Annotated in this window: 10 protein-coding genes and 1 tRNA gene; 6 read left to right on the forward strand and 5 right to left on the reverse strand. The window is 41.2% G+C overall.

Going from position 1 to position 14,764, the window contains the following annotated elements; genetic code table 11:
• Window positions 1-72: 72 nt before the first annotated feature.
• Together ACNQO6_RS05340 and ACNQO6_RS05345 are read right to left on the reverse strand one after the other, a co-directional pair.
• Complete coding sequence (locus tag ACNQO6_RS05340) at window positions 73-1,563, reverse strand: long-chain fatty acid transporter (protein ID WP_440208302.1); 1,491 nt, start codon at window positions 1,561-1,563, stop codon at window positions 73-75.
• Between the two features lie 535 nt (window positions 1,564-2,098).
• Window positions 2,099-3,559 (reverse strand): coniferyl aldehyde dehydrogenase, encoded by a 1,461-nt coding sequence (locus ACNQO6_RS05345; RefSeq protein ID WP_440208303.1) that lies wholly within the window; start codon window positions 3,557-3,559, stop codon window positions 2,099-2,101.
• Window positions 3,560-3,691: 132 nt separating this feature from the next.
• Between ACNQO6_RS05345 and ACNQO6_RS05350 the strand changes: the two genes are divergently transcribed.
• The 4 genes from ACNQO6_RS05350 (at window position 3,692) to ACNQO6_RS05365 (ending at window position 8,583) form a co-directional block, all read left to right on the forward strand.
• Window positions 3,692-4,774 (forward strand): AraC family transcriptional regulator ligand-binding domain-containing protein, encoded by a 1,083-nt coding sequence (locus ACNQO6_RS05350; RefSeq protein ID WP_440208304.1) that lies wholly within the window; start codon window positions 3,692-3,694, stop codon window positions 4,772-4,774.
• Between the two features lie 459 nt (window positions 4,775-5,233).
• Complete coding sequence (locus ACNQO6_RS05355; RefSeq protein ID WP_343581656.1) at window positions 5,234-6,571, forward strand: CitMHS family transporter; 1,338 nt, start codon at window positions 5,234-5,236, stop codon at window positions 6,569-6,571.
• Window positions 6,572-6,711: 140 nt separating this feature from the next.
• Window positions 6,712-7,821: a porin gene (locus ACNQO6_RS05360; RefSeq protein WP_440208305.1), complete on the forward strand. Its 1,110-nt coding sequence runs from the start codon at window positions 6,712-6,714 to the stop codon at window positions 7,819-7,821.
• A gap of 201 nt (window positions 7,822-8,022) precedes the next feature.
• Window positions 8,023-8,583, forward strand: a complete 561-nt coding sequence (locus ACNQO6_RS05365) for a phosphatase PAP2 family protein (protein WP_440208306.1) — start codon at window positions 8,023-8,025, stop codon at window positions 8,581-8,583.
• 50 nt (window positions 8,584-8,633) lie between these two features.
• Here ACNQO6_RS05365 and ACNQO6_RS05370 read toward each other — a convergent pair whose 3' ends face one another.
• On the reverse strand, window positions 8,634-9,863 hold the full coding sequence (locus ACNQO6_RS05370; RefSeq protein WP_440208307.1) for an HmuY family protein: 1,230 nt from the start codon (window positions 9,861-9,863) through the stop codon (window positions 8,634-8,636).
• A 20-nt stretch (window positions 9,864-9,883) separates the two neighbouring features.
• Window positions 9,884-11,941 carry a TonB-dependent receptor plug domain-containing protein gene (locus tag ACNQO6_RS05375; protein ID WP_440208308.1) on the reverse strand — a complete coding sequence of 686 codons (2,058 nt, stop codon included), beginning with the start codon at window positions 11,939-11,941 and terminating at the stop codon, window positions 9,884-9,886.
• 151 nt (window positions 11,942-12,092) lie between these two features.
• Between ACNQO6_RS05375 and ACNQO6_RS05380 the strand changes: the two genes are divergently transcribed.
• Window positions 12,093-13,079 carry a DUF6607 family protein gene (locus ACNQO6_RS05380; protein ID WP_440208309.1) on the forward strand — a complete coding sequence of 329 codons (987 nt, stop codon included), beginning with the start codon at window positions 12,093-12,095 and terminating at the stop codon, window positions 13,077-13,079.
• A gap of 161 nt (window positions 13,080-13,240) precedes the next feature.
• On the forward strand, window positions 13,241-14,653 hold the full coding sequence (locus tag ACNQO6_RS05385) for a glutamine synthetase family protein (RefSeq protein ID WP_440208310.1): 1,413 nt from the start codon (window positions 13,241-13,243) through the stop codon (window positions 14,651-14,653).
• Between the two features lie 25 nt (window positions 14,654-14,678).
• On the opposite strand, the gene ACNQO6_RS05390 is transcribed toward ACNQO6_RS05385, so the two are convergent.
• Window positions 14,679-14,751: transfer RNA gene (locus ACNQO6_RS05390), tRNA-Arg, on the reverse strand.
• Window positions 14,752-14,764 lie beyond the last annotated feature (13 nt).

A 14,764-nucleotide genomic window follows, 5' to 3' on the forward strand; every position in this document is an offset into this window, starting at 1 on the left:
ATTCTGATTTTATTTATTAAAAGGGAATAAAAAAGGCCATCCTGAGATGACCTTTTGCTTTAGCTGATCTGATTAGAATTTATAACCGATTTTTAAACCGTAAGCGATTGCATTGTTGTCTTCAAACTTAGCAACATACTCATTACCGCCTGCTTGAGCACCTGTTTGTGCTTTCGCATCGCCTAACCAGAAGTATTTCACGCCACCTGCAATAAATGTTGCTGGAGTTGGGCTATATTGTAAGCCTAGACCTACGTTCCAGTAACCTTCTGTTGGACCAAGCGTGGTCACAGGGTTACCTGCACCAGAATCCCAACCTACAGAAACGTTACCCGCCCATTGATCATTCAGTTTACGACCAACACCAGCGTTTACAGACCATTGGTCATCAGAGTATTCAACAAGATTGAAACCATTTGGACGACCAACTAAACCACCAATTTGTTTAGATAGTAAACCAAACTTATAAGGCTGTATTGCAAAGTCTTTCCAGTTCACCCAACGAACGTTAGCAAATGCAACGGTGTTTGCCATGATGCCAGTCTGGAAATCTAGGTTAACAGATTGAGGTGTAGTAATTTTAGTCTTTTTACCAGCACTACCTTCTTCAAGGGCTTGAGCTTGAGCTAACGCTTCTGCTGGAGAAATACCTAATAAGCCAGCTAAAACTGCCGGATTACTTGTTAAAGCTGAGGTCACAGCAAACTTTTCATTAATATTTACTTTGTGATCGATTTCAGAGCGATAAGTTACCGATGCTTTAAGCGCGATTTCAGGAATTTGATATGCTGCACCTACTAACCAACCAGCACCGCCTGTTTCTTTAATATCAGCATCATAACCATTGTAGATACTGTAAGCAGTACCGCGAAGATTTACTTTACCTTTTACAGTTTGGTAAACACCACCTGCATAAAGGTTGATGTTTTTAATTGGTTGATAACCAAAAACAAGTGAAATATTTTGCGTATCTACTTCAACACCTGTGTTACCAACGCCTAATGAGTTATTTGCATCTTGTAAGCCTTTTTGTAGTGCTTTAACTTGAGGGCTGTTCAAGAAACCTTGAGTGACTGCTGCTTGAGCTTGGGCAGGGGTCATGCCGCCTTGTACAAGCTGATTAATTTGTGCCTGTCCTGTAGTAGAAGTTAAATAATCAGTTACTTTCTTTTGTACTAAAGCATTTGTTCTTTCAACAGGTAAGACCGTATCAGAACCTGGATTTGATACAAAAACATTTTCACCTGTATATCTTGCATCAGCACCAAATGGTTGATCGTAAAGTAGACCAAATGAAACGTTGTCAGTCAGTTGTAGTTTTAAGGCTGCGCTAGGGAACATATAATCGTCGCCCATATCGCCAATTTTACGTGTCGTTGCTGATGTGCCTGCTTCTTGACCTTTTACTGTTGGATCTAGAACCGAAATCCCCGCTTCAAAATAGTTACCCGGCTGTAAAAAAGCAGACATAGATTGACCTGAACGGTCTAACGCCGCTGCAAATACTCCAGTTGCAGGTAGCGTTGCTAAGATCATGGCAGTGCTAAGATGTTTTAATTTCATTGTAATCTTTCCTTGAACTTCAAGATTCTTAAGTGTTAAGAAGCTATGATCTGACAACAAAAAAGTTATCTATCGTGATTGGCTATAACTTCATGTAACAAAAATACCATAATTAAAATAAGAGTAAATGTTCTAAATGAACTAAGCAGTATCAGCAGATAAGTTAAATTGGACAAAAATAAATCTTAAAAAATTTATATACATATGTGTTTTTATTGGTAAAATAATGAAAAATATAGATTATTATTTCATGATAAGAATCATTTGTTTTTGCATTTTTGAAAAAAAAGTTTTTTATTTGGTCAAAGATTTTTTGTAAAAAATAAGATTTATTTCTTCATCTTTTAAGTTGTAGCAGTTTTTTGAAGCAATTTGCCTTATTTAAAGAATTTTATCCTTAATATCTGCTTTTCCTAGAAGCTCTATCTGTTCAAGTTTACCCGTCTATAAAGACGAGAGAAGCAGATAGGGAAGGAACTAAAATAAAAAAGCATCCCTTGACAGGATGCTTATGAATATATCATGCGTATCGGGGTTATTTAAGACTCGGATCACCTTCTTTCAAGAAGAAACGTAATGCCAGTTTTTGTACCCAAGTGCCATACGGCGGATAGAATAGTTGCGTCGGGAAGAAACGGTGACGGGCAAATACTGTTTTGGCATGAGAAAGTTCGCGGAAGCCTTCTTCACCGTGATAAGTTCCCATACCTGAGTTACCAATGCCGCCAAAAGGTGCATCGTGATTGACCACATGCCAGCCCCAGTCATTGATGGTGACCCCGCCTGAATGTGTCTGTTTTAGGATGTAATCTCGCTCACTGGCATCATGGCTAAAACAATATAGGGCAAGAGGCCTCTCGCCAGCCCGAATATAGTGAATGGCCTCATCTAAAGTATCGTAGGCGATAACAGGTAACACAGGCCCAAATAATTCTTCTTTTAAAATCCGCATGTCTGCCGTGCAATTCAATACGATATGTACAGGCATACGACGTGCATCTTTATCTCGATCATATTCGCCACAGGCAATCACCTGTGCGCCTTTGGCTTGTGCATCATCCAGTATCTCTAACAGGCGTTTGAGGTGGCGGTCATTCACAATAGAGGTGTAATTTGAGTTAGTACTGATGTTTGCGCCATACATACCGGTGAAGCTGGATTGGCATTCAGCAACGAAGTCCTCCACCTTTTCTTTTGGCACTAATGCATAGTCAGGGGCAACGCAGATCTGACCACAATTGGTCGCCTTACCATGTAGAACCCGTTTTGCCGCATCGGCTAAAGGGTAATTACGACTGACCAGAGCCGGTGATTTACCCCCTAGTTCTAGGGTTACCGGGGTCAGGTTGTCTGCCGCTGCACGCATCACCACACGCCCAATCACAGGTGAACCTGTAAATACGATATGGTTAAAAGGCAAAGAGGTAAATTGGGCCGGATCTAAAATTTCTTCACCAAACACTGCAACTTCATCTTCCTTAAATACTTCAGCCAGCATACGTTTGACGACAGCATTGGTCGCTGGCGTCACTTCAGGCAGTTTGATCATGACCCGATTGCCTGCAGCAATTGCCGCAATTAGGGGGCCTAAAGCCAGATAAACCGGGAAGTTCCACGGCACAATCACGCCAACCACACCTTTGGGCTGATATTGCACACGCAGATGATTGGATAAAAACAGCAATTCAGTATGACGTTTGCTTGGGCGCATCCAGCGTTTTAAATGACGAATCGCATGGTCTGCCTCGAGCACTGAACCGAGTAAGTCGAGTAATTTTGATTCATCAACTGAGCGTGAACTAAAGTCACTATTAATTGCAGTTGCAATCACATCTTGATAACGGATGATCTGTTTCTTGATCTGGATGAGCTTGTTGCGACGCTCTTCCAGATCAGGATAGGGCTTGGCATCAAAAGCACGACGTTGTTGCTTAAAAACTGAATACATCTGTTCAGTTGCCGAATCTGTCAAAGTTTGTGAAGTTGAAAGTGTCATTTGTTGCTCCTTTCATGCTTATTCGTTGAATAGAATTTATGATTGATGAGCTTTGTAGTCGATGTTAAATTGAGACAACAAAAAGTAATTTCGTGCCATTATGCATCATCACTCCAGGAAAGAGGTGAAAAAATGCGTAAATCAGGTTCTGAGCAAAAGGTGATCGAAGCACGCTATGATCATCCCGATAGTACTCAGGGAATTCCCTTACTTGGGTTAAGCAGTTTACTCAATGAAATGCAGCAGCAAGGATATCCGATACCCGTTGTACTGGAAGGAACGGGGATTGCCGCTGAAGCATTGACCAGCGCCACGTCGAATGTCTCTCAATATCAGAAGTTAAAACTTTTTCAGAATATCCAGCGCCTGTCAAAGGACCCCCTGATCGGAATTCGTGCCGGACAAAAGCAACGCTTATCTGATTTTGGGGTATATGGCTATGCCTTATATGCATCGCGTAATTTGCAACAGGCCGCTGAGTTTGGTATGCGTCATATCAAGCTTGCAGGGCCCGTACTCAAAAAAACCTTTTACATCCAAAATAATATGGCCATTTTTGAAGGTCATGAAATGATTGCATTGGGTAAACTGTTGCCCTTGGTGTGCGAGTTCTGGTTTAGTTCCATTCAAACCTTGATTGAATGTGTATTGGAGGCGCCGTTTCAAGCGCAAAAATTGTTACTGCCTTATCCTGCTCCTGCTTATGCCGAAGAATATCAAAAAGCATTCCGCTGTCCGGTCGAGTTTGATGCAGAGGTGATGCAATGGCATTTTGCACTTGACTGGCTAGAGCAGCCTTGTCCCAATGCCAATCCGATTACGGCGGATATGTGCCAATCTTTTTGTGAGCGAATGCTTGGCACAGGGGAGGATGAACAAGAACCAGAACTGGTGCACACCATTCGCCTGCTATTATTGGATTCGGTCGGGGGCTTTCCGACCGCGCAAGCAATCGCGGATCAACTGCATTTATCCAAAAGGACCTTATACCGTCGTCTGGCAGATATCGAGATCAGTTATCAGGAGATTCTGGATAGCACCAGAAGACGACTTGCTGATGAGTATTTGGCCACCAGTTTGAGTGTGGATGAAATTGCAGCACGGTTGGGATTTTCAGATACCTCGAATTTCAGGAAAGCTTACCGAAATTGGGTGGGTATTTCACCAAATGAATATCGGGCGCATAAAAATAAGATAATTGAACAGGAAAAATAAGTTTTATTCTCAAAATATGAATTTACGCTTTTATTTTTTGATATAAATTAGAAAGAATGTTGTTATAATTTTCCACTCCTTTTAAATAAGTAGATAGCAGTCTGTATTTTAACCAAGCTTGTTGCTGGATAATTAAATGATATTTATTTTAATTATCATTCAATTAAAAGTGTTAAATTTTAATCAAAAAATGCACCATAATGTGTCATTGTTTTAATCAATATAGGTCATTTAAAAAGCTTATTTTGATTGGGTGGTATATAATAATATTTAAAAAATCATTAGGTTAATGATAATAAGCTTGAATTTATTTTTGGTACATTTTTCATGTGAATGGGTGGGTTGAGCATATAATAAAATTAAATGAATCGATTAAAGTTAAATCGCATAGAATCGGTCCTTAATTCGGGTAAGGTGTTTACCCATAAAAAAAACTTATCAGGCTAAGGATTGCTTTAAATGCTGACTTTTTTAGGTATCAGCATGATCATGTGTTTCATGTATTTGATCATGTCAAAACGTCTCAGTGCATTGGTTGCATTAATCTTAATCCCTTTTATCTTCGCTATTATTGCCTGGGGCTTAGGTTTCTATTTTGAAAGTCTGAGCCATATTCAGTTGGCTGAGCTTGGAAATACCATGCTGGATGGTATTAAGAAGCTTGCTCCTACAGGCGTGATGCTACTTTTCGCCATTCTATATTTCGCTTTAATGATCGACTCGGGACTATTCGACCCGTCAGTCAGATGGATTTTAAAGAAAGTGAAAGGTGATCCCTTAAAAATCACTTTAGGCACCGTCTTTTTAACCTTGCTTGTATCGTTAGATGGTGATGGCTCAACCACTTACATGATCTGTGTGGCCGCCATGATGCCGTTATATAAACGTGTGGGAATGAATCCACTGATCATGACCTGCTTGATGCTACTCTGTAGTGGTGTGATGAACCTTACCCCATGGGGAGGCCCGACAGCGCGTGCTGCCAGTGCGCTTCAGGTCGACGCCAGTGAAGTCTTTATTCCCATGATTCCTTCCATGGTGATCGCGGCTGCATGGTTATTCTTCCTTGCTTATCTCTATGGTAAATATGAGCGTAAACGTCTCGGCGTGATTGAACTGGTGGACATTAGCCATGCGGACAATATCTCTATTTCGAAAGATCCAGAAGCACAACGTCCTCATTTACGCTGGTTTAACGGTATTCTCACACTGGTATTAATGGCTTCTTTGGTGAAAGGGATTTTGCCGATGTCGATCCTGTTTATGCTGGGTTTCTGTATTGCATTGGTGGTGAACTATCCATGCGTCAATATGCAGAAAAAACGGATTGCCATGCATGCGGATAGTGTATTGGCTGTGGTAGGCGTGATCTTTGCTGCGGGTGTTTTTACAGGGATTTTATCGGGCACAGGCATGGTTGAAGCGATGTCTAAGGGCTTCGTTGCGGTTATTCCGCCAAGCTTAGGGCCTTATCTGGCACCAATTACCGGTGTGCTGAGCATGCCTTTAACCTTCTTCATGTCGAACGATGCTTTCTATTTCGGTGTTTTACCGATTTTGGCGGAAGCTGCATCACATTATGGCATTGCACCTGTTGAAATTGCGCGAGCATCGATTATTGGCCAGCCGATCCATTTATTATCACCACTGGTTCCTTCAACCTACTTACTCTGTGGTTTAGCTGCAGTAGAAATGGGTGATCACCAGAAATTTACCTTGAAATGGGCATTTATTACTTGTTGTGTATTGATGGGTAGTGCTTTGATATTTGGTGTTTTTCCATTTTATAATCTGTAATTCTGATTATTCATGTGCTTTTATGTTGAATATATAAAAGCACATCATTTGATTTGAATCCCTGTTTATTTATTTTTTTGCTTGGAATAGAGCGAAATAGGTTTCTTTTAATTTTTTTTGAGATGGTTAGGAAGATAACAATGAAGATGAAAATTTTATTTGTCACAATGATGAGTATTGCAGCAAGTTCTGCATTTGCAGCGCCAAAATTATATGGCGAAATTGATGCCAGTCTGGATTATTTACCCGAGATAAATGCCAATTCATCTAATCGTGATGTTTGGAAAGTGAACAGCAATAGTTCATTTGTCGGGATTAAAGGCGAAGAAAAATTAACCGAACATTTAAGTGCTGTTTATTTGGCTGAATGGGCCTTTTATGCAGATGGTGATAAAACAGACTGGTCGCAACGTAACCGTTTTATCGGTTTGAAAGATGACCGTTTAGGTACGGTGAAAGTAGGTAAACATAATACCCCATTAAAAGATTTATCCAGCCCGGTCGATAGTTTTAATAACTACATCAGTAATAAAGCCGATATCACGGGAATTATGACGGGTGAAAACCGTGTCAATAATGTCGTGGTGTATGACTCTCCTGAGATTGCACTATATGAAGGTAATCTGGAAGCGAGTGTATTGCTGGCAACAGGCGAGAGCAAAGGGATTGAGGATGACGGACGTGGTGGTGTCAATGTCGCTGGACGTGGTTTGGGCGATGCCTGGTCTGCATCGTTGAGCTATAACCATCCGATGTTTCTGGTTGGCGTTGGTTATGACAAGGCAATTCCAAGTGATTTCTTGGGACATGGCCTGTTAAATAGCAAAGATACCGAAACTAAAGTTGATGAAGTATTTGCTGCAGCCGATACGGTACGTGTGATTGGACGTTTGACGCCAATCGAAGGGCTGGCATTAAAAACCTTATATCAAACCTCTAAAGTTGCTGATAAAAAAGGAAATGATGAGGGCGCAGTTGATATCGATGATTCGCAAGGCTGGTTAATCGGTGCTGAATACAAGTTGCCCAATCAGTCAAAATGGGCAGTCAAGGCTCAATATAGCCAGAACACAACCAGCTTTAAAAATGGTGCCGCTGACTTCGATGCCAAGCAAATACTTGTCGGTACGGATTATTCGTTCAATAAACAAGTAAAAGTCTATGGCTATGGTGGATATTCTACGTTTGAGCAGGCAAATGCTAAAGATAAACAACCTGTAGTCGGTAGTGGTTTAGAATTTAAGTTCTAAAAATCAATGGTTAATCTGAATAAATAGGGGTGTTTTTCTCTATTTATTCAGTGCGCTGGTTTGTTGTTTCAAGTGAAGCGCTTGTGTAGCCGCATTTGCAAATCAGTGCAGAATAACCCATAAAAATTCATAATTTTTACATTTTAGTCCTGTAAGGTGAACTGATAAATCTGTCATGGATAGTATGGATAACAACGGAAAATGATTTTTAAAGATTTAAATATTTCTTTGTTTAACAGTATCAATACGTTTGCCAAGGATTCTCCTGTTTTAGACAAGATCGTAATTTTTTTAGCGGAAGATCTAAATACAGTTTTTATCAGTTTTCTGGTGTTGTTACTGGTGATTCAGTGGAAAACCTATGGGCTTCTGTTTGCAAAAACCTTGCTTATCGTTTTGTTTTCACTGGTTTTAAGTGATTTAATCGAATTTTTTTATCATCATCCTCGACCATTCCAGTTGCATTTGGGCGATAAATTGATTGGTCATGGCGCTTCATCCTCTTTTCCGAGTCAGCATACCTTAACTATTGTGATTATTGCTTTCTCTTATTTACTGGCGGGATTTAAAAAGATCGGAATCATTGGTCTGGTACTGAGTCTGGTCGTTGGGGCCTCCCGAGTTTTTGTCGGCGTCCATTTTCCTTTCGATATCGTGGGTTCTTTTATCATTGGCTTTTTACTGGTTGTTGCCACCAATTATGCTGTAAAAGAAATGACTTTAAGAATCCGACGAATCCGTCCCATCCGTGTGATCGATTAGTTTTGAGTTATACCTAAATGAAAACGGAGCAGATGCTCCGTTTTTATGCCTTATCTGGCTGGCTGGATATCCAGTTCAAAGGTCCATGTGGTCGGACTGACGGCATTGTTTGGATCGGCATATTTGATCTCGGTGAGATGTAGGCGAGCATAGCTATTGCCTTTATTGCTCCGAATGATGGTTGCACCCTCAGGATTTGCTTTTAGCATATGGGCTGCTTGTAGACCATCTGTCTGTGCTGCACTTAAGGTTGGATAGTAGTTATACCAGCCATAGGTGAGTTTTTGAGGATATGCGCCCTTAAATGCTGGATTTAAAATAGAGTTAATCGTGTTAGAACCCCATTTAATATTGGTTGTAGCAACGGCTGCTTTTAAATCGGCTTCTGTAGAGACATACGCATTACTATCTTTAAACTTATCAATCACGGGTTTACCGTCGGCAGAATAGAAACCGGCAGGTTGTGAGGCCACCATACTGCCCATCCCCTGATTGAGTTGTACATTATAGCGGTTGAATCCAAGTTGCCATTGTCCGGTTGCATTTTTGCTGGTCGTGCCTGTGATCAGGTCAACATAGTTCCAGCCTTGAGTTGCATCAATCGTGAGGGTTTTCACGTCATGAGGCAGTTGCGTATTGATATAACGGATTGAAATATAACCTGAGGTTGAGCCTTGATAATAATTATAAATCTGTACCGCAAACACCGGTTTTTCGTAGCTGCCGATCACAGCCTTGGAGCTTGAGTCGGTGGTGACCAAGAAGGTTTTAAAGTTTGGTGACATACGGTGATCACCGAACAGATCATATTCAAAGAAGCTGTTGCTGCCCGATGAGGTGTCCATAAATGCGTTGCTGTAAGCATCTACACTCCAGGCCTGGGCGGGTAAACTGCCGCCTTGTGTTGCATCCAGTTCTTTGGATAGATTTTCCCAAGTTGCATCAAATGGTGAATAAAGGGCACCGCCATTGCCTGAACCACTTACACCACTGTTGGTAAATAACAGCGGAGTACGTGTGCCCATCGCAAATTTGAGATCCCAATCGGCTGTGGTACATGAAATTTCAGCTTGCGTGTCGATATCATAGCAATACGCGCTATTTGCAGTGGGTGTAATGCGCCATTGTTTGCCTTTTACTGTAAATAGATCGGTCTTGGTCGCCGGTGGATTACGACTTCCGTTATTATCCGATGAGCCATCACCACCTCCACCACAAGCGATCAGGAGCGTACTTAAGGTGCTTAAAGCAAATAACTTGGCGAAATTGAGATGAGACATTGTTGTTGATCCTTAGAAGATTATTTCAGATAACTGTTCCAGTTAAAGCGAAGGCCCATATAGGTGTACCGACCCGCAATCGGGCGGAAATCTACGGCGCTAGAAAAATTACGTTGTTCATTGAAAATATTGTCGATACCTGCAAAAGCACTGATGTAGCTGTTGATGCGATAATCCACTTGTGAGTCGAAGGTCACCCAGCTTGGCGACCGTTGCTGATTGGCACTATCGCCGTATTCATCGCTTTGGTAACGGCCGCGTAGGGTCAAATCAAGCTGATCATTTAGGGCATAATCGGTGCCTAAACGTGCAATATGTTTGGGGCGTCGCGTTAATAGGGTGTTACTGGTTTTGTCTTTTGCTTCGGTATAGGTATAGGCACCATTTACGGAGAGATAAGGGGTGAGCTTCCATTTGGCTGAAGTTTCAACTCCTTTGGTTTCTGCCTTGGCAACGTTGCTGTAGCTGTATTGAGTGATGCCATTGACTGTCGTGGCATGATCAAAATCGGTTTGGATCAGGTCTTGGATATCGTTCCAGAACAGGTTGATCTCGGCATTCCAGCGTTCATCTTGAACCAGACTTAATCCAAGTTGATAACTGTCTGATGATTCCGGTTTTAAGTTCGGGTTACCGATGACGATATAACCTAGGTGACTATGATCAAACGAATAAAAACGTTCCTTTAAGTTCGGTACGCGATAACCCTGACCATAGCTGAAGCGTAGATCGGCCAGTAGATCATGCTGGTCGTAAACACGGTATTTGCTACTGAGTTTAAAGGCATTATGATCTCCAAAATCATCATCATTCTGGAAACGCCAACCGATGACTGCATCGAGGTTTTGCAGCAGATTAAAGTCATTTTGGAGGTAAAACTCATGTCGGTCCCGTTTTACCGAACCGCCTTGCATCTCAAATTTACCGTTATTGCTTTGCTCTAACTTTTCTTCATGCCAGTCATAGCCTAACTGCCAGTTTTGCTTGTTCCATTGAGGCAGCGTGAGTTGTGAGCTGAAATGATTGTTTTCCTGATTTGAGTTTCTCAATGCAGAAAGATAACCATCTAAGGTTTGGGTCGAGGTTGAGTCATAGGTTTCATGTACAGCTTTTAAATCGACTTTGCTATTTTTGATAAAATTAAATTGGGAACCTGCACTGAAACGTTGGCGCTCAATCTCTTCAAGTTTGTATTGTTTTAAATAAAATGGCGGAACGAAATTCAGGCTTCGCTGCTGATCTTTTTCTTTATATTGATTGAAATCTGCCCACAGCATAAATTGATCTGAAGGCTGCCATGCACCATAAAATGCATACTGCTGACGCTTTTGCTCATCACCTTGTTGAGGATAATCTTTCGGGTGAACGGCAAAGCCGTCGCTACTGAACTGGTCTGCGATGATGCGGCCTTTTAAAGTGGCATTTGCCGCTTCAATACTGAGTTTTTGATGGTGATTATTGATTGACGTAGTTTTGCCATCTGCATTCTGTTTGCCGTAAGAACCAAGATCGACTTGCCCTGAAATGGCAACGCCATCCTGAACTTTTTTGGTGATGATATTGATTACTCCACCCATTGCCGATGAACCATATTGGGCTGAAGCAGCACCTTTAATGACTTCAATATGTTCAATACCGCCGACTAAATATTGATCTAGATCAACTGTCGAACTGGTACTGGCCGCCAGTGGCAGACCATCGATCAGAATCAGGACCTGATCGCTACTCAGACCTTGCAAGGAAATTTCATAACCTGATTTGCCATGAATCTCTCTTAGCAAAATGCCTGGAATATTTTCCAGTGCATCTTTTAAGGTGATGGCATTGGTTCTCTTTAATTCTTCCGCATCAATAATTTCAGTTCGGATGGGACTATCAATTAACTTTTTTTCTGAGCGTGTACCTGTCACCACAATAGTACCGAGAACGTGCAGTGGAGTTTTGGTAACGGGATCTGTTGTGGACTCGACTGCATAAACGCATGGGGAGAACACACCTGCCGTTAAAAGAGCAGCCAATAATACATGAGGACGGGCAGGACATTGAGGAGAGCGTATATTCACAATAGTTAATCGCAATGAAAATTATTCCATAAATTAAATGGTAATCATTCTCACATTAATTTACAATGCTTTACAGGTTTATTTCAAAAAGATACAAGCGACTAGACGAGGAAAAGTTGCTTTATTTAATTGATTCAGTAATTTAGCATCAAGTTGAGATTTTTATATGAAGCTTAAGTTGTCTTATATTCTTGTAACTACATTGTTGATGGGGATCAGCAGCGCACATGCTATACAACAGCCGGTCAAATTGGCAGATGCTTTACAACAGCAATCATTACATGAAAATCTGACACAAGAACAGGCACGTCAGGCCATTCTGAAAATGGCAGGGGAATACAAAGTCGATTTTCGCTTTGAAGAACTTTATTCACTTAAACCGGACTATAAAGTTAAAAAAGATGACCTATCCAGTGGTTATGAAACCGTTATGGTTTTAGAAAACACACCGAATAAAGTGTCGTTACAGCATATCCTGGTTGCAGAGGGTCATGTTGTGAAGCACTGGCGTCAGGACTGGGAATATGAGCCGACCAAGATGTGGAGCTATATCGGTGATTATCGCTGGAAGAGTATTGATTTAAAGCCAGAACAGAGCAAAGGCAAGTGGTTGCAAACCGTATGGCAAGTCGATGATTCACCTCGCTATGCAGGCTTGGGCGTGTGGACCAAAGACAATGGTGCTGTGGAATGGACATCGAATGAAACCTATCGTCCGTTACCGCGCCGTGAGCATACCACGCGTAATGATTATGATGTGATTATCGGGATTAATCGTCATGCACTTACTGCAACGGGATGGGTGCATGAGCAAGATAATATCAAGTTTGATACCAAGACCAATACGGCACTTGCCCGTGAGCTGGGAGTTAACCAGTACAATAAAGTTGAAGGTTATGACTTCAAGGCTGCTTATGATTACTGGCAGAAGAATGCAACTTACTGGAGTGCCGTCAGACAGGCGTGGGCAAATGCATTTAACCAGAACCAGATCGTGGCATTAAAGTTTTCAGGAAAAAATGAGAAATCTCATTTTAGTTATTTTAATGATCAGGCAAAGTCAGTCGCAGGAAAAACCATCAAAGCAGAACAATTGCAAACCCAGACGAAAACCTTGCTTAACCAGCAGCTTGTGGAAGGCAAGATTCAATAATTTATGCTTGAAAAATGAAAGCTCATGCACTGTGAGCTTTATTTTTCTGTTTGTTTATAAAAAATTTATTCAACCGTATCGTTAATTTACGCACTGTTTACGTTACTTCCAGCTCAGCCTCAACTAAGCTGAATTTATCTATATAACTTGAGCTTTCAGCTATGAGTGCTGTACTTATTGAGATCAATCATTCATCTACACTTAAAAAGTATATTCATACCGCTGCCTCGAAAAATAATGTTGACGATGTGACGCAAAAAGAAAGATTTATAGAAGAAGTTGAGAGCTATTTAAAACATTATCCCCAGACCGAACATGTCGATATTTATCTATGCGATTTAAATGGGCATTTACGGGGTAAACGTATAGATATCAGCTGCCTAAAAAATCTGATGAAAGGCTGTTATTTTCCATTATCGATTTATGCCATGAGTCTGGATGGCAAAGTGGTTGAGGAGACTGGACTTGGTAAATATATTGGAGAGCCTGATCATTTATGTGAACCTGTTTTAGGGACATTAAAACCACATGCGCTTGAGCCTGAAACCACAGCTCAGCTCTTGCTTACCATGAAAGATGATCATGGAAAAGATTGTGTATACGAACCGCGAAATGTTCTGAAAAAAATCTTCCATCAATTGCAATTGCAAAACTACCATCCCTGTATTGCTGCCGAAGTGGAATTCTATTTACATTGTTTAAGTGAGGCAGGTGATGTTGAAGATACCATGTCACAATGCTTTGATATTAATAGCTCTGATCATTATCAACATATTCTGAATGAGATTGAAACAGCCGCAAAACGACAAGGCATTCAAATTACAGGAATTGTTTCCGAATCATCTTCTGGTCAGTATGAGATTAATCTGCAACATACAACGGATCTTTTGACTTTATGTGATCAGATTATGTTGCTGAAGAGAACCATCAAGCAGATTGCGCATAAGCATGGGCTACGTGCGAACTTCCTTGCCAAGCCCGATATGCATAAAGCGGGCAGTGGCATGCATTTCCATATGAGTCTTCTGGATCAGAATCAACTGAATATTTTTAGTTCATCACACGGCAATATAGCCGATGCCTTATTAAAAGCAGTGAGCGGTTTACTGTTGTTGATGCCAGATTCAATGGCAATTTTAGCACCTAACCTAAACTCTTTCAGACGCTTTAAATGGGGGCATCATGTGCCACTTGAAGCCAGCTGGGAGCTGAATAACCGCAATGTTGCGATTCGTATTCCATGCTCAGATCAAGAAAATCAGAGACTGGAATATCGCGTGGCAGGAGCAGATTGTAATCCTTATTTGGCTGTCGCTACAATTTTGATAGGGACTTTGCATGGTTTGACACACCAGTTAACACTGCCTCCGCCAGCACATCAATTAAAACTCAAAAGTGAGCATGTATTATTGCCAACAGAGCAAATGCAAGCACTGAACTTATTAAAGAGGAATACATGTTTAACCGAATATCTAGGTAAAGCCTTTGTTGAACTGTGGTGTACGGTAAAGCAGGTTGAGTACCAAAGTGTCTATAGCCAGATTACCGCCATGGAAAAGAGCTGGGATATTTAACAGCGGATTGTAGAATAGGGGATTATGCGCTCAGCGGGACTCGAACCCACGTCGGTCGCTTAGGAGGCAACTGCTCTATCCAGTTAAGCTATAAGCGCATAATTTTATGAT

Source organism: Acinetobacter calcoaceticus, assembly GCF_051947995.1.
GTDB lineage: Bacteria > Pseudomonadota > Gammaproteobacteria > Pseudomonadales > Moraxellaceae > Acinetobacter.

Excerpts from the sequence above, each read along its gene's own strand:
- ACNQO6_RS05345 (WP_440208303.1), bottom strand. The coding sequence starts at position 3,559 with ATGACACTTTCAACTTCACAAACTTTGACAGATTCGGCAACTGAACAG.
- ACNQO6_RS05355 (WP_343581656.1), top strand. The coding sequence starts at position 5,234 with ATGCTGACTTTTTTAGGTATCAGCATGATCATGTGTTTCATGTATTTG.
- ACNQO6_RS05365 (WP_440208306.1), top strand. The coding sequence starts at position 8,023 with ATGATTTTTAAAGATTTAAATATTTCTTTGTTTAACAGTATCAATACG.
- ACNQO6_RS05350 (WP_440208304.1), top strand. The coding sequence starts at position 3,692 with ATGCGTAAATCAGGTTCTGAGCAAAAGGTGATCGAAGCACGCTATGAT.
- ACNQO6_RS05360 (WP_440208305.1), top strand. The coding sequence starts at position 6,712 with ATGAAGATGAAAATTTTATTTGTCACAATGATGAGTATTGCAGCAAGT.
- ACNQO6_RS05370 (WP_440208307.1), bottom strand. The coding sequence starts at position 9,863 with ATGTCTCATCTCAATTTCGCCAAGTTATTTGCTTTAAGCACCTTAAGT.
- ACNQO6_RS05340 (WP_440208302.1), bottom strand. The coding sequence starts at position 1,563 with ATGAAATTAAAACATCTTAGCACTGCCATGATCTTAGCAACGCTACCT.
- ACNQO6_RS05380 (WP_440208309.1), top strand. The coding sequence starts at position 12,093 with ATGAAGCTTAAGTTGTCTTATATTCTTGTAACTACATTGTTGATGGGG.
- ACNQO6_RS05385 (WP_440208310.1), top strand. The coding sequence starts at position 13,241 with ATGAGTGCTGTACTTATTGAGATCAATCATTCATCTACACTTAAAAAG.